Genomic DNA, 22,572 nt, shown 5'->3' with positions numbered 1-22,572 from the left:
ATCGGCGGAGTAGTGTGATTTCGAGGAAACAATTAAATACCACAGCTGAGCCGATGGATGTTTGTCGCCCGCTCGACGACACATTGTCATGACAGACGGACCACGCGTGGTTTCGCTCGCTCCGAGCGCGACGGCGACGCTCGGGGCGATGGACGCGGCAGCCCTCGTCGTCGGCGTCACGACTCACTGTGACCTCGACAGGCCGGTCGTCGGTGGATGGCTCAACCCGGACGTCGACCGCCTCGCCGACCTCGACCCCGACGTCGTCTGCACCTGCGACGACCTTCAGCAGGAGATTCGTGACGACCTTCGCGACGAGGGGTTCGACGTGGTTCACACCGAACCGACGACGCTCGACGAGACGTTGGACAGTTTCGAGACACTCGGAGCGGCGGTCGGACGACCGGACGCAGGGGAACGACTCGTCGCGGACGCTCGCCGTCGCCTCGACCGAGTCGCCAGCCACGTCGAGGACCGTGACCGCCCGGTCGTCTACTGCGAGGAGTGGTCCGACCCGCCGATGGCCGCCGGCAACTGGGTTCCCGACGCCGTCGAGGCCGCAGGTGGCAGCTACCCCTTCGTCGATGCCGGTGAGCGTTCGCGAGAAGTCGCAGCGTCGACTGTCGCCGCGGCCGACCCCGACCACGTCGTCCTCCACATCTGCGGACACGGCCAGCGGGTCGACCCGGAGCGTGTCGAGTCGAGAGGGTGGGACCTCGACGCCGACGTGCACGTCCTCGACGATTCGCTTCTCAACCAACCGAGTCCCCGTCTCGTCGACGGCATCGAGACGTTGGCCGAGCGTCTCCACGGGGCGATTCCGACAGCACGATAGTCTTCGGGAGGCCACCGCCCGTATGCACATCGGTGTCGGCAGTGGTAACCCCGTAAAGCGGCGAGCGGTCGAATCGACGTTCCCCGAGGCGACGGTCCGTGCCGTCGCCGTCGACTCCGGCGTGAGCGAACAACCGGTCGGTCACGAGGAGACGGTTCGCGGGGCGGAGAACCGTGCCCACGCCGTCCTCGAATCGGACACGTCAGACCGCTTCGACTACGGCGTCGGTCTGGAAGGCGGTGTCGCCGAGTTCGAAGGAACAGACGGTCTCTTTCTCGTCATGTGGGCGGCCATGACCGACGGCGACGTCGTCAGTCACGGTGCCGGACCGAGTCTCGAACTTCCGGCCAGTATCGCGACTCGGATTCGTACTGGGGAAGAACTCGGTCCGGTGATGGACGACGTACTCGGAACGAACGAAATCGCGAAGAGAGAGGGTGCAGCGGGCGCGCTCTCCGGTGGACGAATCGACCGCGAGACGGCACTCGGTACGGCACTCGCGGGTGCGTCTGGGCCGTTCGTGACGGAGCTCTACGGCGGAGAGTAGCGCGAGAGAAGGGAGCGAAAGAGAGTGAAAGTGGCGTTCAGTCCTGTGCCGTCTCGACCTGATCGGAGATGTCGGTCGACTCCTCGACGGCCGTCGTCAGCGAGACGTTGAGCGACGCCATCGAGACGATTCCACCCGCGGCGGTGACGAGGTTCTTCACAGCGTGGTCGAGGAACGCCGCACCCAGTGCGACCGGTGCGGCGATGGGCGTCAGCGCGACCACGAGGACGGTGAACGCGGCCTCGTACAGCCCGATACCACCCGGCGAGAGCGGGAGCACCTTCGCGAGGTTTCCGACACTGACCGCGAAGAACGACACGGCGACGAGCGAGACGAGCGAGACGCCGCTAGCCCCGACGTCGACGCCGAGTGCGAGCAACACGAGGAACGCCGTCACGACGTCGAGCACCCAGATAGAGAGACTCGAGAGTCCCACGCGGGCGAACGCCTCGCGCGTCCCGGCGGCCCGCTGTAGGTCGCTGACGAAGCGTTCGATGACGCTGGCGACGGAGTCGGCGTACGAGTCGGTACTGACGCGCGCAATCGTCCGCCGGATGAGTTGGGTGTCGGAACGCGCACTCGCGACGATGGCACCTACGGCGACGATAGCAGCGATACCGACGAACGCCGCGACACCAGTCGCGACGCGGGCCGCGCCACGGTCGACGGTTCCGACTGCTCCACTGCCGAAGATGCCTTCGACGAGGTCGGCCGTCCCGCCCGTCAGCGTCAGGCCTACGAGCACGGTCCCTGCGAGGACGACGAGCGAGAGCAGGTCGAACACACGCTCTGCGGCGAGCGACGCGAATCCCGAGGGCCACGGGACGCCACGTCGTGCCTTCACGACGTAGGCACGGACACCGTCACCGAGGCGTGCCGGGAAGACGAGGTTCCCGGTCTGGCTGATGAAGATGGCCCCGGTCAGGAACTTCGGACTACTCGGGTAGCCGAGTTCTGCGAGGATGTCGCGGTAGCGCAATCCACGAATCGGCCACGAGAGCAGGTAGACGAGCGCCGCCGCCCCGACGAGTGTCGGGTCGGCCTCGGCCATCCGTGCGAGCACCTGCTCGAAGTCGATGTAGACCGTCATCAGCGCGAGTGCGACGAGCGTCATCAGTACGCCCGCGGCCATCGACACCTTCCGGTCGATGCGCGGTTCCACGGAGAGTTCCCACCACGTCCGGAGGATTTGACTCCCCATCCCGAAGACGTCGCGAACGAGGTCGACTTTCGTGTCTCCTTTCGGTTCCCAGTCGACGGAGAACTCCGCGACGCGGAGTCCCGAGCGCTGTGCGCGGACGAGCATCTCGGTGTCCCAGAACCAGTGGTTGTCCTTCACGTCGTCGCGAAGGAGCCTGAACGCGTCTCGGCTGAACGCCTTGAATCCACACTGGTGGTCCCGGAGGTCCGACCGGAGGAAGAAGCGGACGAAGAGGTTGAAGAAGCGACTCGGGACGCCGCGCTTCGCCGGTCGGTTCGCGACGTTGTCGGGCATCCACCGCGACCCGGTGGCGACGTCGTACTCGCCGGAGCGAACGTGCTCGACGAGTTCTTCGAGGTGTTTCATGTCGGTCGCGAGGTCCGTGTCGAAGTAGACGAGAACCTCGCCGTCTGCCGCCTCGAAGGCGCGTTCGAGTGCGCCGCCACGTCCGAGTCGTTCGGCGCTGTGGAAGTGGCGGACGCGGTCGTCTGCGGCCGCGAGGCGGTCGGCAATCTCTGGTGTCCGGTCGTCACACCCGTCTTCGGCGACGAGTACTTCGTAGGCGTCGTCCGGTAGGAACGACCCCAGTGTCTCGAGTGTCGTCTGAACCGTGCTCTCGATAGTCTTCTCTTCGTTGTACGCAGGGAGAACGACACTGACCTCGACGTTCCGTGTCGAGGTAACGACAGGACTCGCCTGATGCGAGCTACTCATTGAGTACTAGATGTAGCACTCGGGGCTATGAACTTTCTGACCACATCCTGCCCAACTGAAAGGTAACATTCCACGTCCCCATGGCAATGAGACGCACGAAATGCAGTCGCTCCTCTTTCTGGCACGACAGAGATGCGTCGAGGCGTGCTGTGAGTGTTAGGCGATTGTACCCGCTCGGAGTCTCCCAGCGACGACACCACTACACTGTCCGCCGAAAACCGCATGACTGCGGCGTGTTAACCGGCTGTACCAAATCCCCTAATAGCGGAACCGTCCTTGCAAGAAGTATGAGCGCCACCGTCGCCACCACCACTCTCACCGACAAACAACAGCGCATCCTGCAGTACCTCCGCGAGGAAGGACAGACGAAGACGTACTTCAAATCCCGGCTCATCGCCGACGACTTGGACCTCACCGCCAAAGAAGTCGGAGCGAACATGCGTGCAATCCTGTCCAGCGACCACGACGTCGCCGTCGAGAAGTGGGGTTACTCCTCGGGCACGACGTGGAAGGTCAGCGTCTGAGCACTCCCGTCGGGCCGTCATTGTCGTCTCTTTCTGCGTATCCGCCGATTCCGACGAGAGAGTTCTCTCCGTACGAACCGTCCCCGAAAAGCCAGCGCCACCGGTCACGAACGGTCAGACTACGGAGACGTCAGGGGCAGAGACGGACTGTCAGGGGTCGAACCGAATGAGCGAGTCGGCTTCGGCGGCGAAGGTGGCGGCGTCCTCACCGAAGGAGTCGGCGTACCGAAGCAATAGGGTGATGACCGTCTCTGGGGATTCGACGGCGTAGCCGTTCTCTCTGGAGAGCAGGTTCGCTGCTTCCAGTTGCTTGGCGTAGTTGCTCACGGTAGCCCGTGAAACGTCCAGCGACGCTGCGAGGTCGGTTCCCGTCGCTTCGGGGGTTCTGAGTAGTTCGATGAGCATCCCGCGGGGCGTCCGTCGCCGGAGGTAGCCGAGTGCAGTCTGTTCGAACGGCGAGAAACGGTTGGCCGGGAAGAACCGACGGTAGTCGCCGTCGCGGCGGGACTCGACGACACCGTCGGAGAGCAGTCGCTTGAGGTGGTGTTGGGTCTCACCCGTCCCGAGTTTCAGGTCGTCACGGAGTTTCGAGAAGTGCGCTCCGGGTGTCGCACCGACGTAGCCGACGATGGCGTCGCGAGCGTCGCTTCTGCGCTCGTCGTCGCCGTCGTCGCGGAGGCTCCCGACGAAAGGCGTCGCCGCGCCGAGTGCGGCGAAGCGACGAAGCGTCGCCCGTTTCTCCTCGTCGACTCTATCGGGCATCTGTTACGAGCTACGGGATTGAAGAAATAAAAGGCTTCGCTTGGCCGATGGAACTATTTGTTGAGTTCCATCTCTTCGTCGTCTTCGGCCGTCTGACCGTCTTTCTGCGCCGGCTGTGACGACGGTGACGAGTCGCCCTCGTCGACGACTTCGTCGGCACTCTGCATCGAGTCCTCCTCGTTGGCTTCTTCGATGATTTCGTCGGCGCTCTTCATGTCGACGCCCTCGCCGGACTTGATGGCCTCTGCCTCCTGTTCGAGTTGCTGGACGTCCATCTCGGCGGCGCTGTCGATTTCGCCGAGAATCTTCTCGATGTCGTCCAGACCGATGAGTTCGCGGGTCTCCTCGTCGAAGTCCATCGAACTGAGTCCTTGATTCTCCTGGACGTCGCTGCCGGTCAACTGTTTGCCGTAGCGACCGACCAAGGAGGTCAACTCCTGCGGGAGGATGAACGTCGTCGACTCGCCCTGTCCGATCTTCTCCAACGTCTCCATCCCCTTGTCGATGATGGCGCGTTCGCCCATCGACTCGGCGGATTTCGCGCGGAGGACCGTCGAGATGGCGTCACCCTGCGCTTCGAGAATCTGCGACTGCTTTTTCCCTTGTGCGCGGATGATGTTCGACTGTTTCTCACCCTCTGCCTGCTCGACAGCACTGCGGCGTTCACCTTGTGCTTCGAGAATCATCGCACGGCGGCGACGCTCGGCGGAGGTCTGCTGTTCCATCGCCTGCTGGACGTCGGCGCTCGGGTTGACCTCGCGCACCTCGACCGACTCGACGCGAATCCCCCACTCGTCGGTTGGTTCGTCGAGTTCGCGGCGGATGCGGGCGTTGATCTCTTGACGCTTGTTGAGCGTGTCGTCGAGTTCCATGTCACCGAGGACGGCGCGGAGCGTCGTCTGGGCGAGGTTGGAGACGGCGGTCTTGTAGTCCTCGACTTCGAGGAACGCCTTCTTCGCGTCCATCACCTTGATGTAGACGACGGCGTCGGCGGTGACCGGCGAGTTGTCTTTCGTGATCGCTTCTTGTCGGGGGACGTCCAGCGTCTGCGTCCGCATGTCGAACGGATAGGTTCGAGACACGAACGGCGGGACGAAGTTGATACCCGGTTCGAGCAGTTTGCGGTACTCGCCGAACACCGTCAGCGCACGCTTCTCGTACGCGTTGACGATCTCGACCATCGAGTACACGACGACGATGGCGAGTAGCAAGAGGAGGAGGCCGACGAAGACGGCGGCACCACCTAGGACGTTTATCTGGAGCAATACGGGGTCCATACCCGAAGCTTCGGATGTTGGTTAAATAAGGCTTTGCCCGAATCGGGCGACGGAATGACAGTACGAGGCTGGAGTGAGCGAATCAGGCCCGTTCGGTCTCTTCTTCTCGCTGCCGTTCTTCGCCTCGGGCCTCTCTTCCTCTCCGGAGTTCGCGGTCGATTTCGTCTTCGGTGACGAGGTCCAGCGACTCGACGGTGACGACGTTGCCGCCGCCGGGGTCGACGACCATCACTTCGGTCCCTTCGGGAATCTCGCCGTGCAGCGAGCGTGCCGCGTAGTAGGGGTTGAACCCGCCACTGTCGAGTTTTATCTCGCCGTCGGTCGGTGTGACGCGTTCCGTCACTCGGCCAGTTTTGCCCTTCAAGGAGTCCGAATCCGACGTCTGGCCCGTCCCCTTTCCGCCGTAGATGTCGAACTCGCGGTAGCCGTAGAGCGCGAGTGCGCCGAACAGAAACACCAAGAGTGCGAGGACGATAGGGCCGGCGAGTGGGCCGAGAAGTAGCCCGACGAGTCCGGCGGCGAGGAGTGCGACGCCGAGGACGACGAAGTGCGCACCGGGTGCCAGCGCCTCCGCGAGTGAGAGACCGATACCGGCGACGATCAACAAGAGGGGCAGCAGCGCTGGGTCGAGGAAGTCGAGTTGGAGGGCGACGAGCGGCAGTCCCATACCGAATCCGAGGGAGCGGTCCGGATTAAGCGTTCTCACAGCGACACGAACAGCAGGAGCGTCCCCACGACGCCGATGAGGACGAACAGCGCGTTTTCGAACGACGGGTCACCGGGTTCCAGCGGCGGGAGCGTCCGCTCCTCTGTCGGTTCGTTCGCCGCTTCTTCACCGACCTCGTCGACACTGAACTGCCACTCGGAGTCCTCAGATGAGTCGTCGGAGGGATTCTGCATACACTGACGTAGGAGACGGGGAGTCAAAGGGCTACCGCCGTTCTCTCACTCTTTCATTCTCTCACGCTCACGCTCTCGCTCCCGCTCTTTCGCCTGTTCTACCGCTGTTGTTGGTGCTTGATGATGTCGCCCTCGTAGACGACACCGCGTTCGGCGTAGAGTGTGACCGTCTCGCCGTCGGCGAGTTCGTCGGGCAACGGTGCGCCCGAAATCATCGGGATGTCGAGTTCGCGGGCGACGAGCGCCGGGTAGCCGGTCATCCCGGCACGAGCGTCGACGATGCCCGAAATCTTCTGGACGTCGCCGGTGAACTCGCCTTCGAACGAGGCGGGAACCGCGAGTATCGCACCGTCTGGCACGCCACGGAGTTCGCCGTCGGTGACGCGGTAGAGCGGTCCCGAGATGCGGCCACCGACGACCTTTCGGCCCGTCGCCACCGCTTCGGCGGCGACGTGGACCTTCAGCATGTTCGTCGTGTTCGTCCCCTCCAACTCGGTCATCATCCCCGAGAGGACGACGACCGTGTCGCCGCTCTCGGCGACACCGGCGTCGAGAGCGGCCGAGACACCGTTGTCGATGATGGAGTCGACACCCTGCGTGTACTCGGCGTACTCGGCGTTGATACCCCACGAGAGGGCGAGTTGGCGACGGACGCGGTCGTTCGGCGTCGTCGCGACGACCGGGACGCCCGGGCGGAACTTGGCCGTCTTGCGGGCGGTGTAGCCGGATTCCGACGCCGCGACGACGGCGGCGGCGTCGATGTCGCGAGCGAGATAGCGGGCGGAGCGAGCGAGTGCTTCCGTTCGGGAGTCCTCACCGGCGGTCGGCACGCGCTGTTCTTGGCTCTCTTTGTACTCGCCGCTGGACTCGACTTGGCGGACGATGCGGTCCATCGTCTCGACGACCCGAACCGGGTCGTCGCCGATGGCCGTCTCACCCGAGAGCATCACCGCGTCCGTCCCGTCGAGGACGGCGTTGGCGACGTCCGAGGCCTCTGCGCGGGTCGGTCGACGCGAGTGCGTCATCGAGTCGAGCATCTCCGTCGCCGTGATGACGGGGACGCCGGCGTCGATACAGGTGCGGATGATTCGTTTCTGAATCATCGGCACGTCTTCGAGCGGGCACTCCACACCCAGGTCACCGCGAGCGACCATCACGCCGTACGAGGCGTCGACGATCTCTTCGAGGTTGTCGACCGCACCGGCGCGCTCGATTTTGGCGACGATGGGGATGTCCGCACCGAGTTCTTCGAGTGCGTCGCTGATGGCGTAGACGTCTTTCGCCGAGCGGACGAAACTCGCCGCGACGAAGTCGGCGTTCTTCTCGGCGGCAACCTCCAACTCCGCTTGGTCGCCCTCCGTGATGAGGTCGATGTCGAGGTCGACGCCCGGCAGGTTGACTCCCTTCCGGCCGCCGAGTTCGCCACCCGAGTCGATGTGGGCGACGACGCCGTCGGCGTCGACACCAGTGACGGTCGCTTCGATACGACCGTCGTCGAGCAGGATGGTGTCTCCCGCTTCGGCGGCGGTGATGGAGTACGACAGACCGACCGTTTCGGACGTCGCCTCGTCGCCTTCGACGAATCGGACTTCGGAGCCTGTTTCGAGGACGATAGAGCCCTCGAGCGGTGCCGTACGGACTTCCGGACCCTGCAGGTCGACCATCGCGGCGACCGGTTTCGCAGTCGCTTCGTCGACGGTACGGATACGGTCGATGACCTCCGCACGGTGTTCGGGCGTTCCGTGACTGGCGTTGAGTCGCGCCACCGACATCCCGGCGTCGACGAGCTCGCGAATCGTCGTCCGGTCGTCTGAGGCCGGACCGAGTGTGCAGACGATTTTCGCGTTTCTCATGCCCCTCGATACGGTGGACCTATTGAAAAAGCCCGACGATACTACCGAACTGCGAGTAACATTTGCTGGGGATGGCTCACGAGGGCTATATAGTCCCAAGTCCCGTGTTTCGATAGGCCAGTCGAACTGTTCGGTAGCCAGCAGCTGTGTGACATCTCGGGCAAACGGCAATAAGCCCTAACCAGCGGCCGAGTGAACCGGCGAAGTGCAATGGAGCACATCACCGACGAGCTGGTCGGAAAGCACGTCGAGGGACCGAACGGCGAAGCTATCGGCAAGGTGACCGCCGTCGAGGCAGACAAGGCCATCCTCAAAGGAGAGTCCGGGCTATCCGCGAGCACGGAGTCGGCACTCACCGACGACAACGACCGACTCGCGCTCGAACCTGAACAGATAGAGACTGTCTCCGACGACACCATCTACCTGCACGCCGACGTCTAACAGTCGGCTATTCGACCCCGTGACTACCCTCCACCGGATGCAACAACCGAGATATCGATGAACTACGACGAGTTTGTTCGGACGGTACAGGCGCAGAGTGACCTTCAAACCGAATCGGCCGTGGCCGCCGCCGCGGAGTCGATTCTCTCCGTCTTGAGCGAGCGACTTAGCCACGGACAGGCGGAAGACCTCGCGGCGGGCCTGCCAGACAATCTGGCGGCGGCAGTGACGCAGTCGGACGGTAACGCCGACGAGTTCGACGCCGACGAGTTCATCGAACGAGTTCGTCGTCGCGAAGAAGAACACGCCGAACTCGACGGCAACGACGCACCCACCCACGTCAGGTCCGTCCTCGTCGGTCTCACCGAGTCAACCGACGACGACCGGTGGGACGATACGCTGGCGCAACTTCCGGAAGACTTCCAACGGCTGTACGAGGCGTAGTCGCTCTTCGTCGGAGGAGTGGTCGACTTGGCGGCCCGTGTTCTCCCTCGCTTCTGAAACGATGTCTGGCGAACCGTCGGAGAGACATGTCTATTTAAATCCATAACTATTTGTCATCATGGGGCGTGGTTGTGTATGTCATGCAGGCCGTTGTCCTCGAAGCGTTTCAAGAACCGCTAGAAGTACAGGACGTCGACCGACCGGAGCCAGAGTCGCACGGCATCGTCGCGAAAGTCGATGGCTGTGGCGTCTGCCGAAGTGACTGGCACTGTTGGCAGGGCGACTGGGACTGGTTCGGCTACCGACCGGACCCGCCGCACGTACTCGGTCACGAACCATGTGGAACGGTCGTCGAGGTGGGGTCCGAAGTCGAGTCGGTCGCCGAGGGAGACCACATCGCCATCCCGTTCAACTTCGCGTGTGGGAAGTGTGACCTCTGTCGGAACGGCCACGAGAACATCTGCGAGAACCACGTCGGACTCGGCTTCATGAACGAGGCTCCCGGTGCCTTCGCCGAGGAAGTGCACGTCCCGAACGCCGACATCAACGCGGTTCCGCTCCCGGACGACATCTCGACAGACACTGCGGCCGGTATCGGCTGTCGGTTCATGACGTCGTACCACGGGATGGCCCATCAGGGCGACGTCGGCGGCGGCGACGACGTCGTCGTCCACGGCTGTGGCGGAATCGGTCTCTCGGCGGTCCACATCGCCGACGCACTCGGTGGCAACGTCGTCGCCGTCGACCTGATGGACGAGAAACTGGAGAAAGCCCAAGAACTGGGCGCAGTCGAGACGGTCAACGCCCGAGACGTCGACGACCCCGCCAAGGAAGTCCGCGACATCACCGACGGTGGCGCAGACATCTCCGTCGACGCACTCGGAATCAAGACGACCTGTCAAAACGCGGTCCGGAGTCTCGGGAAGGGTGGCCGACACGTCCAAATCGGACTCACGACGTCCGACGAACAGGGGATGATTCCGCTTCCGACCGACGAGTTCGTCGCCAAGGAGATAGAGTTCGTCGGCTCACTCGGTCTCCAACCCTCTCGCTACTCGGAGATGTTGGACATGATTCAGACGGGGAAGATAGACCCGACGCTCCTCGTCGACAAGACGATAGATATCCACCAAGTGCCGGACGAACTGGCCGCGATGACAGACTTCGAGACGATGGGAATCCCCGTCTGTACGGAGTTCGCCGACTGAGCGTCGTCGCCGACGCGGTCTCACGTCGAGACCGGCGAGCGGTGTCGGAGCGCGTTACTGAATCTTCGTTCCGGGTTCCGCGTCGCCGTGGGTGGTCAGGATGTCGGCTTGGTCGCCCGCGGCCAAGAGCATCCCGTTGGACTCCACGCCGAACAGTTCCGCTTTTTCGAGGTTCGCGACGACGACGATACGTTCGCCGACGAGCGCGTCCAGGTCGTGCAGTTGTTTGATGCCGGCGACGATTTGGCGCTCCTCGAAGCCGATGTCGACGGTGAGTTTGGCGAGTTTGTCCGCACCCTCGATGCCCTCGGCGGCGAGAATCTCGCCGACACGGAGGTCGAGCGCTTGGAAGTCGTCGAAGCCGATGCGTTCCTCGGTGAGTGGTTCGAGTTCTGCGGTCACGTCTCCGTCACTCGACTCCGCGGAGTCATCGGTTTCGGTTTCTTCGCCGTCTGCGCTGTCTGCGCCGTCTTCGCTGTCTGCCGTCGCCTCGGCGGTACGCGCTTCGAGTTTCTCGTTGAGTTCCTCGACACGCTCGTCTTCGATCTTCTCGAACAGTTCCGTCGGTTCGTCGAAGGAAGCGGCGGGGTCGTCGAGTGCGGCGTCGATGCCGACGTCGCGGACGTGGCCGTCCTCGTTCAACCCGCGCCAGAGCCGCTGGCACTTCTCGGGGGCGATTGGCTCGAAGAGGACGGCGATTGCCTTCGCAATCTGGACACAGTCGCGGATGACCTGCGCGGCCTCCTCGGGGTTCTCGTCGGTGAGCTTCCACGGTTCGTTGCGCTGGATGAACTCGTTGCCGAACTTCGCCAGTCGGACGGCGGCAGTACCGGCCTTGCGGACGTTGTAGTCGTTGACGGCTTCGCCGAACTCCGACTGGGCCTCCTCGATACGCTCGCGAACCTCGTCGCTGAGGGGAGCGTCGGGCGTCCCCTCGTAGTTTCGGTACGCGAAGAGCAGCGACCGGTAGAGGTAGTTGCCGACGGTGCCGACGAGTTCGGAGTTGACTCGGTCACGGAACTTCTCCCACGAGAAGTCGACGTCCTGCTGGAAGCCACCGTTGGTGGCGATGTAGTAGCGAAGCAGGTCGGGGTGGAACCCTTCGTCGAGATACTCGTCGGCCCAGACGGCGCGGTTACGACTCGTGGAGAAGCCTTTGCCGCCGAGGGTGACGAACCCGCTCGCCATGACGGCGCGCGGTTCGTTGTAGTCCGCCCCTTTGAGCATCGCCGGCCAGAACACCGTGTGGTGTTGGATGATGTCGCGGCCGATGATGTGGACGATTTCTCCAGACTCTTTCCACGTCTGTTCCCAGTCGTAGGTCTCTGCGCCGACGCGTTCGGTGTACTGCTTCGTCGAAGAGATGTACTCGATGGGGGCGTCGACCCAGACGTAGAGCACCAGGTCATCAGTGTCGGAGGGCGACAGACTGCCGTCCGACTCTTCTGAGGCGTCGTCGTCCGGGTAGTCGATACCCCAGTCCATATCGCGGGTGATACACCAGTCCTGCAGTTCGCCCTCGATCCACTCTCGAGGCTGGTTCCGGGCGTTCGAGGTTCCTTCCAGTCGGTCGATGAACTCCTGGAGGTACTCCTGGAACTCGGAGACGCGGAAGAACTTGTGCGTCCGCTCGCGGTACTCGGCGGTGTTGCCGGTGAGCGTCGACACCGGGTCCTCTATCTCGCCGGGTTCGAGGTGGCGCTGACAGCCCTCGTCACACTCGTCGCCGCGGGCGTGTGCGCCGCAGTACGGGCATTTCCCTTCGACGTAGCGGTCGGGGAGCCACTGGTCGGCCTCCGGGTCGTAGCCGACCATGACCTCGTCCTCGTAGACGTGACCGTTCTCGTCCAGCGTGCGGACGATGTCTTGGGTCAACTGGGTGTTCGTCTCGTCGTGTGTGTGACCGTAGTTGTCGAACTCGACGTTGAACTTCGGGAACGTCGCCTCGTACTTCTCGTGCCAGTCGAGGGCGAACTCCTCGGGGGTGACGCCTTCCTTCGCGGCGTTGACCGCGACTGGTGTGCCGTGCATGTCGGACCCGGAGACGAACGCCGTCTGTTGGCCTAGCTTGCGAAGCGAGCGGGCGAACACGTCGCCGCCGACGTAGGTTCGGAGGTGGCCGACGTGCAGGTCGCCGTTTGCGTAGGGCAACCCACAGGTGACCACCGCCGGGTTCTCGGTGGGGAAATCTTCGTGACTCATGTCTTGTCTCTTGTCTCTCGGAAACGGGCCTAAAGCCCGCTGGTTTCTGTCGATTGTCGGTCGGTGCTCGTCGAAACGGACCGTCGTAGTCGTGTCGTACTCGCGGGGTTCACCGACGACGGTGGCCGAGTCGTGTTACCGACCGACCGCCGCACGAAGGGTCCACCCGTCGCTAGAAGAGTCGCATGCGCATCGGCATCGTGGTGGTCGGGTGGACCGAGTTCACAACGGAACAGAGACACCAGCGACTGATAAATCTCGCGACGCAGGCGCAGGCGGTGAGCGGAGAGTCAGAGGACGGAGAGGACGGCCTCTGCACCCGCCAACCAGAGGATGAGACGCCCGGCACTGCCGACGAACGTCGCCACCGCGAACTTCACGTAGTCCTCTTCGAGCACGGAGAACGCGTAGATAGAGAGCGTGTCGGGGAACCCCGGTACGCAGAGCGCGAGCGCGAGACCGGCGTAGCCCCACTTCTGGGCAATCGTCACCGTCTGGCGTTCGGACCACTCGATGATGTCGAATCGCGAGTTGCGGAGACGTTTGATTATCCATCCCGAATCTTTCGCTTCCTGGCCGATGTGGAACGCGAAGACGCTACCCGCGGCTTTCCCGAAGGCGCTGACGAAGATGATGACCGACATCCGCGGCCAGTAGCCGAGTCCGAGGTCCAAGGGCGCGGCGAGGACGACTTCGCTCACGCCGGGGAGCGCGAAGGCGATGAGAAACGAGTAGACCCAGATGATGACGAGGCCGAGCCATCCCGTGGCGTGCTCGACGAGGCGTTCGAGCCACGCGAAGTCGACACCGCCGACGAGAACGGTATCGAGGAGGGATAGACCGGATAGCACAATCCACACTCACCAGTGTGTGTTTGTAAGTCTTGAGGTTGTGAGACTCTCTAGATTCGTGACAAGAGAGTCGACACGGCGGTCACACCAACGTGTCGATGTCGGCGACGAACGCACGGAGCGTCTCGCGGGTCACGTGGGGCATACAGACGATACGGAGTTCGCCCGAAGCGGTCCGCGAGATACGCCAGTCGGCCGCTCGAAGCGCGTCGAAGAGGTCGTCCGGAATACGGGCGGCGACGAGCGGTAGTTCGGGGTCGACCACGTCGAATCCGCGCGAGTCGAGCGCCGCGGCCAACCACTCGGCGTCGGCCATCGACGACTCGAAATTTTGCCGATAGCCGTCGGGCCAGAGTTCGTCGAGGACCGCCGCCGCACTCGCGACACCCGCCCCGCTTCGCGTGCCCGTCAGCGTCGCCTGCGACGTGGATTCGAGGTAGGGCGTGTCGACGGCGAGAGCGTCCAGTGTCGTCCGGTCACGGGCGAGTAGTCCACCGGCGGGGACGACGGCCTGTCCAACCTTGTGGGGGTCGATGGTCATCGTGTCCACGTCGGCGTGGGTGAAGTTCCACTGGTGGGTAGTGAAGGGGAGGTAGAACCCACCCCACGCGGCGTCGACGTGGAGTTGCGCACCGTGGTCGTGGGCGATTGCGGCGAGTTCGGGAATCGGGTCGACGCGACCGTACTCGGTCGTACCGGCGACACCAACGACCAGAATCGTGTCGTCGTCGACGGCGGCCTCGACGGCCCCGAGGTCGGCACGGAACTCCTCGTCGACCGGGACGGTTCGTAACTCGACGTCGAGGACGTCTGCGGCCTTCTGAAAGCTGAAGTGGACGCTCTCTGGGGCGACGACCACGGGAGAGTCCGTCTTCGAGGGTCGGCCACCCGACTCACGTGCGAGGTTGCGCGCGGCCCGAACCGCCTGGATGTTCGCCTCCGTCCCGCCGCTGGCGATGTAGCCGTGCGGGTCTGGGAGTCCGGCGATGTCGCCGAGAGCGTCGACGGCGCGCGCTTCGAGGGCGGCGACCTCCTGATACGTCGCGGGGTCGCCGGGGTTCGTCGCGAAAAAGCGCGTGGCGGCCTCCCGGGCGACGGGGTGTGGCTCCGTACACATCGACGAGAGGACGCGGTCGAACTCCTGTGGTTCCGGGGCGACACGCTGCATGTCCGCCACGTTGCTCCCGGCCGGGTTTATCGGTTCCGCTCTGTCTCGGTGTCTCTCTGGAGCTCTCGGTCGGTCTCAGAACCCACCGAGCGAGACGTACGAGATGACGAACAGCGTCGTGTTGTACGCGCCGTGGATGAGGATGGGCACGAGGAGGTTCTCGGTTCGCTCGTAGGCGACGCCCAGCACCGCCCCGACGACGAAGATGACGGCGACCATCACGATGGCACCGACGCCGACGGCGACGAGGTTCAGGAGGTGAATCGAGGCGAAGAGGAGACTCGCCACGCCGATGGCTGCGGGCGCGCCGAGCGAGCGGCGGAGGCGGCCCTGCACGACACCGCGGAAGAGGAACTCTTCGACGGGGGCGACGAGGACGAGCGAGAGTCCGGCGAGGAGCAAGAGGAGCGTCGGGTTCGCGAGGACGGGCGCTTCGACGACGCTCTCGACCGGTTCGATACCGAGGAACTCCGAGAGCGCGAGCAGACCGATAGCCGCGACGACGGTGGCGACGACGCCCCCGACGACCCACGTTAGGTCACGACGAGTGGGTGCCGCGAACGAAACCGACCAGTCGCGTCGCCAGAGGTAGAGGAGGCCGACGACGGCAAAGGAGAGTTGCGTGGCGAACAGTGAAGCGACGAGCACGACACCGGAGGTGGCTTCGAACCCGCCGAAGATGAGCGGGAGGACGACGGCGACGCCGACGACCACACTGAGGAGGACGGCGGCGACGACGAGGCCGGTCGCGACCAGTACAGCGCGGACGCTCGGGCCGAAGCGGCGCGTCGAGCCGACCGGTTGAGTAGAGACTGTTTGTGACATGAGTATTCTCACCGTTAGAGACGCACCGAGAGGACATCAATCAGTATCTGAGAGACTGTCGCTCACTCTGCTGCGTCGAAAAGACCGTGGCGTCGAAAAGACTGCCGCGCCGGAGCGTCTTCGCCTCGCTATCGAACCGAGTCGAGGATGAGTTTCTGCTCGACGCGTTTGACCTCGTGTTGGACGTCGCGGACGGCGTCGATGTTCGCCGAGATGGAGGTGACACCCTCGTCGACGAGGAACTGGACCATCTTCGACTTCGACCCGGCCTGTCCGCAGATACTCGTCTTGACGCCGAGTTCGCGGCACGTCTCGATAGTCGAACCGATGAGTTCCAAGACGGCAGGATGGAGTTCGTCGAATCGGTCGGCGACGTTCTCGTTGTTGCGGTCGACGGCGAGCGTGTACTGGGTGAGGTCGTTCGTCCCGAAGGAGGCAAAGTCGATGCCCGCCTCGGCGAGACTGCGGATGCCGAGTGCGCTCGCTGGCGTCTCGACCATCACGCCCCAATCGTGTTTGTCGGGGTTGATGCCCGTCTCACGCATCAGGTTCTTCACCTGGTACACCTCCTCGGCGTCGTTGATGAGCGGGAACATCATCTCGACGTTGTCGTACCCCATCTCGTACAGGCGTCGGAACGCCCGCAGTTCGTGTTTGAACACGTCGGGTTTGTCGAGACTCCGCCGGATACCGCGGTAGCCGAGCATCGGGTTGTGCTCGTTCGGTTCGTCCTCGCCGCCGGGGAGTTGGCGGAACTCGTCGGTCGGCGCGTCCAACGTACGGACACGGACCGGCCGCGGGTAGAACTCCTCGGCGACGGTGCGAACGCCCTCGACGATTTCGTCGACGTAGGCGCGTTCGCCGTGCTCTTTGATGTACTTCTCGGGAGTCATCCCGAGCGAGAGTACCATATGCTCGATGCGGAGGAGTCCGACGCCGTCGGCACCGGTAGCGGCGGCACGTTCGGCCGCCTCCGGGATGGAGACGTTGACTTTGACCTCCGTCGCGGTCATCGGTTTGACGGGCGTCTTCGGGCGAACGTCTTCGACGGGTTCGCGCTCTTCGACGTCCTTCGTCTCTCGACCCTCGCGGATGGTTCCCTTGTCGCCGTCGATGGTGATGACTTGGTCGTCTGTGAGTTCGCGGGTCGCACTGCCACAGCCGACGACAGCGGGGACGCCGAGTTCACGGGAGACGATGGCGGCGTGGGAGGTCATCCCGCCTTCGTCGGTGACGATACCCGCGGCGCGCTTCATCGCGGGCACCATGTCTGGCATCGTCATCTCGGTGACGATGATGTCGCCCTCGACGACTTTGTCCAGTTGGTCGAGTTTCGTGACGATGCGAACACTGCCGGAGACGATGCCGGGACTGGCGCCCAAGCCGCGAAGCAGGACGTCGCCGGAGCTTTGGGTCGCTTCGGCCCCGCCGTTGGCGATAGCCTCACCCGAGGACTCCTCGGCACCCGAGTCACTGATGGTCGTGATGGGTCGCGACTGAAGCATGTATATCTCGCCGTCGACGATGGCCCACTCGACGTCCTGTGGCGTCTCGTAGTGGTCCTCGACTTCCTCGCCGAGAGCGACCAGTGCGGCAATCTCCTCGTCGGAGAGGACGCGCTGTTCGCGTTTCTCTTCGGGAACCTCGACTTCGACGGTCTCGCCCGTCGCTTCGTCTTTGACGTGCATCACCTTCTTGTCCGCGATGGTGACGTCGGCGACGTCTCCCGTCTTGCGGTCGACGACATAGTTGTCGGGCGAGACGGCGCCGGAGACGACGGCTTCACCGAGTCCCCACGCCGCCTCGATGATGACGCGCGGTTCGCCCGTCGAGGGGTGGGAGGTGAACATCACACCCGACTTCTCGGCGTCGACCATCTGTTGGACGACGACGGCGATGTCGACTTCGTGGTGCGGGAATCCTTTCTGGTTACGGTAGTAGATGGCGCGTTGCGAGAAGAGGGACGCCCAACACTCCTTGACGCGTTCGAGGAGGTCCTTCTCGCGGACGTTGAGGAACGTCTCCTGTTGCCCCGCGAAGGAGGCGTCCGGGAGGTCCTCGGCCGTCGCCGACGAACGGACGGCGACGAACGCCTGCTCGCCGTCGGTTCCGACCGTCCGGTACGCTTCGAGGATTTCGGCACGTACCTCCTCGGGCATCGGCGTCCCCATGATGAGTTCGTGCGCACGTTCCTGCGCTCCGGCGAGCGCCTTGGAGTCCTCGGAGTCGATATCCATCGCAGCGAACAGGTCCTCGTCGATTCCGGACTTCTCGATGAAGTCGCGGTAGGTACCCGCCGTTACGACGAAACCCGGTGGTACGGGGAGGCCCGCGGAGGTGAGTTCCCCCAGCGACGCTCCTTTCCCACCGACTGTCTCGAGGTCCGCAGCCCTGACGTCGTCCAGCCAAAGTAGAGCCATTTCGCGTTCGAAACGTCACCGCTCCTGCTAAAGAACTTTCCGACCCGAACAACTCCGAAAATTACTGACTCGAAGCCGAGTTAGCCTTTTTGTAACTCGCTAGCACGTGCGAAATCAGGCTTCGATGATGTCGTCGTCTTCGTCTTCGGGGACGAGCATCGTTCCGTCGAACGACGGCGTCGCTCGCCCACCGACCTGTACCGTGTCACCGATGCGCACTCGGACGAGACCCGGTCGGTCGACGAAGTGTCCTTGCTCGAAACGCATCTCGTCGGGGAGTGCTCGCGAGTCGCTACGCTCCTCGCTCGCTTCATCCGAGACGCGTTGCGTCTCGCTATCCTCGAAAGCGTCGACTTCGCGTAGATACGCGCCGCACGCGCCACTCGCCGTCCCCGTAACGGGGTCCTCGGGGATGCCCGCGCCGGGCGCGAACATCCGACCGTGGAGCGTCGAGTCGGCGTCGAGGGCGTCGAACGTGAATGCGTAGAGTCCCGTCACGTCGTACTCCTCGGTGAGCGACTCGACGGCGTCCATGTCTGGGTCGGCGTTGCCGAGATGTTCGAGGAAGTTGATGGGGACGATAAGGAACCTGAGTCCCGTCGAGGCGACGGCCATCGGCAGGTCCGCGCCGACGTCGCGGAGCGTCGCCACGTCCACGCCGAGTGCGTCGGCGACGCGTTCCTCGTCCGGTGTGACCTCCTCGACGGTGGGGTCTGCTTGCGTCATCCAGACGACGCCGTCTTCGCCGACGTCGACGTCGAGCGTCCCGACGTTCGTCTCCATCGCGTGCGTGCCAGCGTCGAGGACGCCGTCGGCGTAGAGATGTGCGTGGAGCGCGACGGTGGCGTGTCCACAGAGGTCGACCTCTTGGGTCGGCGTGAAGTACCGAACCCGGTAGTCACCGTCGTCGTCGGGTTCGTGGACGAACACCGTCTCGCTCACGGCGAGTTCGCGGGCGATGGCCTGCATCTGCGTCTCCGAGAGACCGTCTGCGTCCGGGACGACACCGGCGGCGTTTCCGGTCAGTGGCTCAGCGGTAAAGGCGTCGACGAGCAGTGCGCGTCGGGTGTCCGTGTCCATAGCGGCGTCGTCGGTACGGGGATTGATAAATCCGGGAGACTGCGCGAGAAGGGAGACTACTCCGTGGAGTGGTCGGTGCGGGACACCGTGGTCATCGCGGTGTGAGGCCGACGCCTTCGGCCAAGAGTTCGTGCGACCGAAGCGCGTCCTCGTGGTCGGAGACGACGTGCTGGACCATCACCTCGTCGACGCCGACGCGGTCCGTGAGTTGCTCGAATAGCCCAGCCAAGGTCTCCGGACTCCCCGAGATGGCACGCGGCCACTCGTCGTCGTCGAGCGTGGCGGGCGTCGGGTCCGGGACGCCGCCGAGTTCGTCGATGGCCTCCTCGACGGACGGCGTCGTGCCGACGACGCCGCGTCGCATCCGTTTGTACGAGGCTTCGGCGACGGCACGGAGTCGCGCCGCTTCCTCGTCGGTCTCGGCGCAGACGGCGTTGAGGGCGACGATTCCCTCGGGTTCGTCGATGCCGCCGGCGGACTCCGCGGGCGTGAACGCCTCACGGTAGTCTTCGAAGGCGTACTCCGTGAACTGCGGGCGGATGAAGGCGGCAAAGCAGTACCGGAGGCCGAGTTCACCAGCGAGCGCCGCGCTCGACGGACTCGACCCGAGTGTCCACGGAGTGGGCGGGGTCGCACCCGAAGACGGAATCGAGAGGTCGGCGTAGGCGTGTCCGTCGGGGAACTCGTCGTAGAGGTGGCTGACGACGGCCTCTATTTTCTCGGCGTGGTCCTCGTCGGGGTTCTCGACGTGTCGTTCTGTTCCGAGTGCTTGGTCCGCCGCTGGCGACCCGTTCGCTCGTCCGAGACCTGCGTCGATACGTCCAGGAGCGAGTCCGTCGAGTGCGCCGAACACCTCGGCGACCTTGTACGGACTGTAGTGGTTGAGCAGGACTGCCCCGGAACCGAGTCGAATCTCGTCGGTCTCGGCGGCAAGGTGACCCAGGAGTACTTCGGGCGTCGTTCCCGCGAGCGTGTTCGCCATCCCGTGGTGTTCTGCTACCCAGAAGCGCGTGTAACCGAGTCGCTCGGCCTGTTGGGCGGCGTCGACGGTGTTCGCGTAGGCGTCGGTCGCGGTACCGTCGTCGGGAACCGGAGAGAGGTCGACGATAGAGAGGTCCATATCCGGCCTCGGAGATTACGAGAGATAACGCTTGGGCTCGCGGTCAGGGCGTGGGGCTACCAAAACGACTCGCGAACGTCGCCCACTCGGCGTCGGCGGCGGTGTCGACGCCGAGCGGAGACATTCGGTTCGTCCATCACAATCGCACGTCTTTTAGCTCGGCGCAAGTGAGTTCCAGTACATCTTCTGGATACAATGAGTGATCGAATTCACAGCATAGATACACTGCGGGCAGTCGCTATCTTCTTCATCGTCGTCGCACACGTCCAGCCGTTTCGTGGCTTCGAAACGTACGGAAACTACGTCTACTTCGCGTTAGATACACTCGGTCAGTTCGACGTTCCCTTCTTCTTCGCGACGTCGGGATACTTTCTGGCGGAGACGCTAAACGTCGACAACGTCACGTCGAAGGTCCGCAACACCGCTCGAAAACTCGGCTCGCTCTATCTGTTCGGGAGGCTCGTCTCCGTAGCGACAGTCGCGGCTCTCGCGCTCTTCGTCGGCGACTCGGTGACGAATGCAGTCGTCGCCGACGGCCTCAGTAACCTGTCTCTGTTGGACGTGGTGTACTACGGAACCGCACTCACCGTTCCGCTGTGGTTCCTGACGGCGCTGTTCTTCGCTATCGCGTTCGTCGCGTGCTTCGTCAAGTTCGAGAAGACTCGCTATCTGTTACCCGTCGCCGCACTCGTCCACCTCGTCGGCATCCTCGGAACGAACTATCAGATGGTTCTGGACGTTCCGTTCCGTACGCGAGACGCGCTCTTCTTCGGGTTCTTCTACGTCGCTCTCGGCTACCAACTGAACGCAATCGACTGGACGCCGGACGAGCGTCGGCGGCGTCTCTACGCTGCAGCAGTCGGCGTCTTCGCGGGCATCCAACTCGTCGAGCAGTACGCAATCAGCTACCTCATCCGCGACCACACGCTCGGGCAAGAGATTCACTTGACGGCGTACACCTTCTCGACGGTGTTCTTCGTCCTCGCTGTCTTCGCATACGCGCTCTCGAATCCGGAGTGGGGAAAGAACACGATTCTTCCGAAGGTGGGTCGTCACGCCCTCGGCATCTATCTCCTTCACGTACCGGTCTTCCGTCTCGTCCACGCGACGAGGCGTATTTGGGGACCGATGGTTGGAATCGACCTCACGTCGACGCTGCTGTGGCAGTTGCTAATCACGCCGCTCGTGTGTGTCCTCTCGCTGGCGGCCTATCTCCTCATGGCGAAACTGGAAATCATCGAACTCGAAGGTAGTCACATTCCGTGGCTCCACCGTCTCCGGTCGTGAGGTGTGTTAGATCTCGACACAGTTGGAGAAGCCTAAAGAGCGAGCACTCGGGCGTTACCGTATGGAACTCGTCGAAGCGACTGCCGAAGATATCGACGCACTCGTTCAGCGGTGGTACTCGCTCGCGAGAACGATGGAAGCGTACGACGAACTGAACGAACTCGTCTACACGGACGCGGATGAAGTCTCCGGCGACGGGTTCCGCGCGCACCTCGACGACGACAAAATCACCGACTATCTCGTCGTCGACGAGAACGACACCATCGGCTTCGTCACCCTCCGTGAGGGCCATCATCCGTCCCGGACGTATGCACACTATCTCCGTCTCGTGAACCTCGCTCTCGACGAGGAACATCGGAACCGAGGTCACGGTACAGACGTCGTCGAACGCGTGAAAGAACTGGCCCGCAGTCGAGGGTGCGACCACCTCAAAGTCTCCTGTGAGTGGCAGAACGAGGACGCGCGGCGCTTCTACCGCGACACGGGTTTCCGACCGAAGCAAGTCGACTTTGCACAACCGCTAGAGTGAGGCCAGATACGCGTCCGGTACAGAGAGACGATTGCTACTGTCGATGCCATCGCCCACAGCAGTATTATCGGGTCGGTGTGAAACGTCGTCTATGGCCGAGAACACATCAGAAGTCGAGACGACACCCGAGTGGGACCCGGACTACTACGCCGAGCGAGTCGGCCGCTTTGTCGATATGAACACCGACTTCGAGAAGGAGACAGTCGCACGGGCCGACATCGCACAGTTCGTCAAAGACGAACTCGACACCGACTATCTCAACGAGACAATCAACGTGGCGCTCGCGCAGGACCTGATCGTGGAGCGAGACGAGAACCGATACGCGCCTGCCGAGTAACACCGTCGGCGCGGAGCAGGTCTTTCCGGTACGCACGTGCGCTCGCT

Annotated in this window: 22 protein-coding genes; 9 read left to right on the top strand and 13 right to left on the bottom strand. The window is 63.5% G+C overall.

Annotated features, from left to right (window positions below; translation table 11 throughout):
* The first annotated feature begins 88 nt into the window (after positions 1 to 88).
* Positions 89 to 835, top strand: coding sequence for a cobalamin-binding protein (locus BM083_RS09515; protein ID WP_089868881.1), 747 nt, complete (start codon positions 89 to 91; stop codon positions 833 to 835).
* A 22-nt stretch (positions 836 to 857) separates the two neighbouring features.
* Entirely contained in the window at positions 858 to 1,382 is a 525-nt protein-coding gene (gene yjjX, locus BM083_RS09510) for an inosine/xanthosine triphosphatase (protein WP_009366413.1), read from the top strand.
* Between the two features lie 37 nt (positions 1,383 to 1,419).
* Here the strand turns inward: yjjX and BM083_RS09505 are convergent, their stop codons facing one another.
* Entirely contained in the window at positions 1,420 to 3,297 is a 1,878-nt protein-coding gene (locus BM083_RS09505; protein ID WP_089868879.1) for a flippase-like domain-containing protein, read from the bottom strand.
* A 287-nt stretch (positions 3,298 to 3,584) separates the two neighbouring features.
* On the opposite strand from BM083_RS09505, the gene BM083_RS09500 reads away from it, so the two are divergent.
* Positions 3,585 to 3,821: a DUF7123 family protein gene (locus BM083_RS09500; protein ID WP_009366415.1), complete on the top strand. Its 237-nt coding sequence runs from the start codon at positions 3,585 to 3,587 to the stop codon at positions 3,819 to 3,821.
* A gap of 150 nt (positions 3,822 to 3,971) precedes the next feature.
* On the opposite strand, the gene BM083_RS09495 is transcribed toward BM083_RS09500, so the two are convergent.
* From BM083_RS09495 to pyk, 5 genes are all read right to left on the bottom strand, one after another.
* Complete coding sequence (locus BM083_RS09495; protein WP_089868877.1) at positions 3,972 to 4,583, bottom strand: winged helix-turn-helix transcriptional regulator; 612 nt, start codon at positions 4,581 to 4,583, stop codon at positions 3,972 to 3,974.
* A 53-nt stretch (positions 4,584 to 4,636) separates the two neighbouring features.
* The gene (locus tag BM083_RS09490) at positions 4,637 to 5,860 is read right to left on the bottom strand and encodes an SPFH domain-containing protein (protein WP_089868875.1); all 1,224 of its coding nucleotides are present in this window, start codon (positions 5,858 to 5,860) and stop codon (positions 4,637 to 4,639) included.
* Between the two features lie 82 nt (positions 5,861 to 5,942).
* Complete coding sequence (locus BM083_RS09485; RefSeq protein ID WP_089868873.1) at positions 5,943 to 6,527, bottom strand: NfeD family protein; 585 nt, start codon at positions 6,525 to 6,527, stop codon at positions 5,943 to 5,945.
* 35 nt (positions 6,528 to 6,562) lie between these two features.
* A complete protein-coding gene (locus tag BM083_RS09480; protein WP_089868871.1) occupies positions 6,563 to 6,760 on the bottom strand; it encodes a DUF7312 domain-containing protein in 198 nt (65 codons plus the stop codon).
* Positions 6,761 to 6,858: 98 nt separating this feature from the next.
* A complete protein-coding gene (pyk, locus tag BM083_RS09475; RefSeq protein WP_089868869.1) occupies positions 6,859 to 8,613 on the bottom strand; it encodes a pyruvate kinase in 1,755 nt (584 codons plus the stop codon).
* A 210-nt stretch (positions 8,614 to 8,823) separates the two neighbouring features.
* Here pyk and BM083_RS09470 point away from each other — a divergent pair, with 210 nt between their 5' ends.
* The 3 genes from BM083_RS09470 (at position 8,824) to BM083_RS09460 (ending at position 10,706) form a co-directional block, all read left to right on the top strand.
* A complete protein-coding gene (locus BM083_RS09470) occupies positions 8,824 to 9,054 on the top strand; it encodes a hypothetical protein (RefSeq protein ID WP_009366421.1) in 231 nt (76 codons plus the stop codon).
* A 57-nt stretch (positions 9,055 to 9,111) separates the two neighbouring features.
* Positions 9,112 to 9,498: a DUF2267 domain-containing protein gene (locus BM083_RS09465; RefSeq protein WP_089868867.1), complete on the top strand. Its 387-nt coding sequence runs from the start codon at positions 9,112 to 9,114 to the stop codon at positions 9,496 to 9,498.
* Positions 9,499 to 9,638: 140 nt separating this feature from the next.
* A complete protein-coding gene (locus BM083_RS09460) occupies positions 9,639 to 10,706 on the top strand; it encodes a zinc-dependent alcohol dehydrogenase family protein (protein WP_089868864.1) in 1,068 nt (355 codons plus the stop codon).
* Between the two features lie 54 nt (positions 10,707 to 10,760).
* Here the strand turns inward: BM083_RS09460 and metG are convergent, their stop codons facing one another.
* From metG to BM083_RS09425, 7 genes are all read right to left on the bottom strand, one after another.
* Positions 10,761 to 12,908: a methionine--tRNA ligase gene (gene metG, locus BM083_RS09455; protein ID WP_089868862.1), complete on the bottom strand. Its 2,148-nt coding sequence runs from the start codon at positions 12,906 to 12,908 to the stop codon at positions 10,761 to 10,763.
* 290 nt (positions 12,909 to 13,198) lie between these two features.
* On the bottom strand, positions 13,199 to 13,762 hold the full coding sequence (locus tag BM083_RS09450; protein WP_089870050.1) for a YqaA family protein: 564 nt from the start codon (positions 13,760 to 13,762) through the stop codon (positions 13,199 to 13,201).
* A gap of 79 nt (positions 13,763 to 13,841) precedes the next feature.
* Positions 13,842 to 14,927 carry a tyrosine decarboxylase MfnA gene (gene mfnA / locus BM083_RS09445; RefSeq protein WP_089868860.1) on the bottom strand — a complete coding sequence of 362 codons (1,086 nt, stop codon included), beginning with the start codon at positions 14,925 to 14,927 and terminating at the stop codon, positions 13,842 to 13,844.
* A 75-nt stretch (positions 14,928 to 15,002) separates the two neighbouring features.
* Positions 15,003 to 15,752: a CPBP family intramembrane glutamic endopeptidase gene (locus BM083_RS09440; protein ID WP_089868858.1), complete on the bottom strand. Its 750-nt coding sequence runs from the start codon at positions 15,750 to 15,752 to the stop codon at positions 15,003 to 15,005.
* Between the two features lie 128 nt (positions 15,753 to 15,880).
* The gene (ppsA, locus tag BM083_RS09435; protein ID WP_089868856.1) at positions 15,881 to 18,172 is read right to left on the bottom strand and encodes a phosphoenolpyruvate synthase; all 2,292 of its coding nucleotides are present in this window, start codon (positions 18,170 to 18,172) and stop codon (positions 15,881 to 15,883) included.
* Between the two features lie 114 nt (positions 18,173 to 18,286).
* The gene (locus tag BM083_RS09430; protein ID WP_089868853.1) at positions 18,287 to 19,252 is read right to left on the bottom strand and encodes a PhzF family phenazine biosynthesis protein; all 966 of its coding nucleotides are present in this window, start codon (positions 19,250 to 19,252) and stop codon (positions 18,287 to 18,289) included.
* Between the two features lie 91 nt (positions 19,253 to 19,343).
* The gene (locus BM083_RS09425) at positions 19,344 to 20,372 is read right to left on the bottom strand and encodes an LLM class flavin-dependent oxidoreductase (RefSeq protein WP_089868850.1); all 1,029 of its coding nucleotides are present in this window, start codon (positions 20,370 to 20,372) and stop codon (positions 19,344 to 19,346) included.
* A 195-nt stretch (positions 20,373 to 20,567) separates the two neighbouring features.
* Here BM083_RS09425 and BM083_RS09420 point away from each other — a divergent pair, with 195 nt between their 5' ends.
* The 3 genes from BM083_RS09420 to BM083_RS09410 all read left to right on the top strand — a co-directional run bounded on the left by BM083_RS09420 (position 20,568) and on the right by BM083_RS09410 (position 22,525).
* Positions 20,568 to 21,659 carry an acyltransferase gene (locus BM083_RS09420; protein WP_089868847.1) on the top strand — a complete coding sequence of 364 codons (1,092 nt, stop codon included), beginning with the start codon at positions 20,568 to 20,570 and terminating at the stop codon, positions 21,657 to 21,659.
* A 61-nt stretch (positions 21,660 to 21,720) separates the two neighbouring features.
* Positions 21,721 to 22,188: a GNAT family N-acetyltransferase gene (locus BM083_RS09415; protein ID WP_089868845.1), complete on the top strand. Its 468-nt coding sequence runs from the start codon at positions 21,721 to 21,723 to the stop codon at positions 22,186 to 22,188.
* A gap of 91 nt (positions 22,189 to 22,279) precedes the next feature.
* Positions 22,280 to 22,525, top strand: coding sequence for a hypothetical protein (locus BM083_RS09410; RefSeq protein WP_089868843.1), 246 nt, complete (start codon positions 22,280 to 22,282; stop codon positions 22,523 to 22,525).
* Positions 22,526 to 22,572 lie beyond the last annotated feature (47 nt).

It is taken from the genome of Halogranum rubrum (genome assembly GCF_900114455.1).
GTDB lineage: Archaea > Halobacteriota > Halobacteria > Halobacteriales > Haloferacaceae > Halogranum > Halogranum rubrum.
Note: the sequence above shows the minus strand (reverse complement) of the source record. Positions and strands in the feature narration are given on the sequence as shown.

Coding starts and splice junctions, on each gene's coding strand:
- BM083_RS09410 (WP_089868843.1), top strand. CDS start 22,280: ATGGCCGAGAACACATCAGAAGTCGAGACGACACCCGAGTGGGACCCG.
- BM083_RS09470 (WP_009366421.1), top strand. CDS start 8,824: ATGGAGCACATCACCGACGAGCTGGTCGGAAAGCACGTCGAGGGACCG.
- BM083_RS09515 (WP_089868881.1), top strand. CDS start 89: ATGACAGACGGACCACGCGTGGTTTCGCTCGCTCCGAGCGCGACGGCG.
- BM083_RS09415 (WP_089868845.1), top strand. CDS start 21,721: ATGGAACTCGTCGAAGCGACTGCCGAAGATATCGACGCACTCGTTCAG.
- BM083_RS09420 (WP_089868847.1), top strand. CDS start 20,568: ATGAGTGATCGAATTCACAGCATAGATACACTGCGGGCAGTCGCTATC.
- metG (WP_089868862.1), bottom strand. CDS start 12,908: ATGAGTCACGAAGATTTCCCCACCGAGAACCCGGCGGTGGTCACCTGT.
- BM083_RS09460 (WP_089868864.1), top strand. CDS start 9,639: ATGCAGGCCGTTGTCCTCGAAGCGTTTCAAGAACCGCTAGAAGTACAG.
- BM083_RS09465 (WP_089868867.1), top strand. CDS start 9,112: ATGAACTACGACGAGTTTGTTCGGACGGTACAGGCGCAGAGTGACCTT.
- BM083_RS09505 (WP_089868879.1), bottom strand. CDS start 3,297: ATGAGTAGCTCGCATCAGGCGAGTCCTGTCGTTACCTCGACACGGAAC.
- BM083_RS09430 (WP_089868853.1), bottom strand. CDS start 19,252: ATGGACACGGACACCCGACGCGCACTGCTCGTCGACGCCTTTACCGCT.
- BM083_RS09495 (WP_089868877.1), bottom strand. CDS start 4,583: ATGCCCGATAGAGTCGACGAGGAGAAACGGGCGACGCTTCGTCGCTTC.
- BM083_RS09500 (WP_009366415.1), top strand. CDS start 3,585: ATGAGCGCCACCGTCGCCACCACCACTCTCACCGACAAACAACAGCGC.
- BM083_RS09485 (WP_089868873.1), bottom strand. CDS start 6,527: ATGGGACTGCCGCTCGTCGCCCTCCAACTCGACTTCCTCGACCCAGCG.
- BM083_RS09490 (WP_089868875.1), bottom strand. CDS start 5,860: ATGGACCCCGTATTGCTCCAGATAAACGTCCTAGGTGGTGCCGCCGTC.
- BM083_RS09425 (WP_089868850.1), bottom strand. CDS start 20,372: ATGGACCTCTCTATCGTCGACCTCTCTCCGGTTCCCGACGACGGTACC.
- yjjX (WP_009366413.1), top strand. CDS start 858: ATGCACATCGGTGTCGGCAGTGGTAACCCCGTAAAGCGGCGAGCGGTC.
- mfnA (WP_089868860.1), bottom strand. CDS start 14,927: ATGCAGCGTGTCGCCCCGGAACCACAGGAGTTCGACCGCGTCCTCTCG.
- ppsA (WP_089868856.1), bottom strand. CDS start 18,172: ATGGCTCTACTTTGGCTGGACGACGTCAGGGCTGCGGACCTCGAGACA.
- BM083_RS09480 (WP_089868871.1), bottom strand. CDS start 6,760: ATGCAGAATCCCTCCGACGACTCATCTGAGGACTCCGAGTGGCAGTTC.
- pyk (WP_089868869.1), bottom strand. CDS start 8,613: ATGAGAAACGCGAAAATCGTCTGCACACTCGGTCCGGCCTCAGACGAC.
- BM083_RS09440 (WP_089868858.1), bottom strand. CDS start 15,752: ATGTCACAAACAGTCTCTACTCAACCGGTCGGCTCGACGCGCCGCTTC.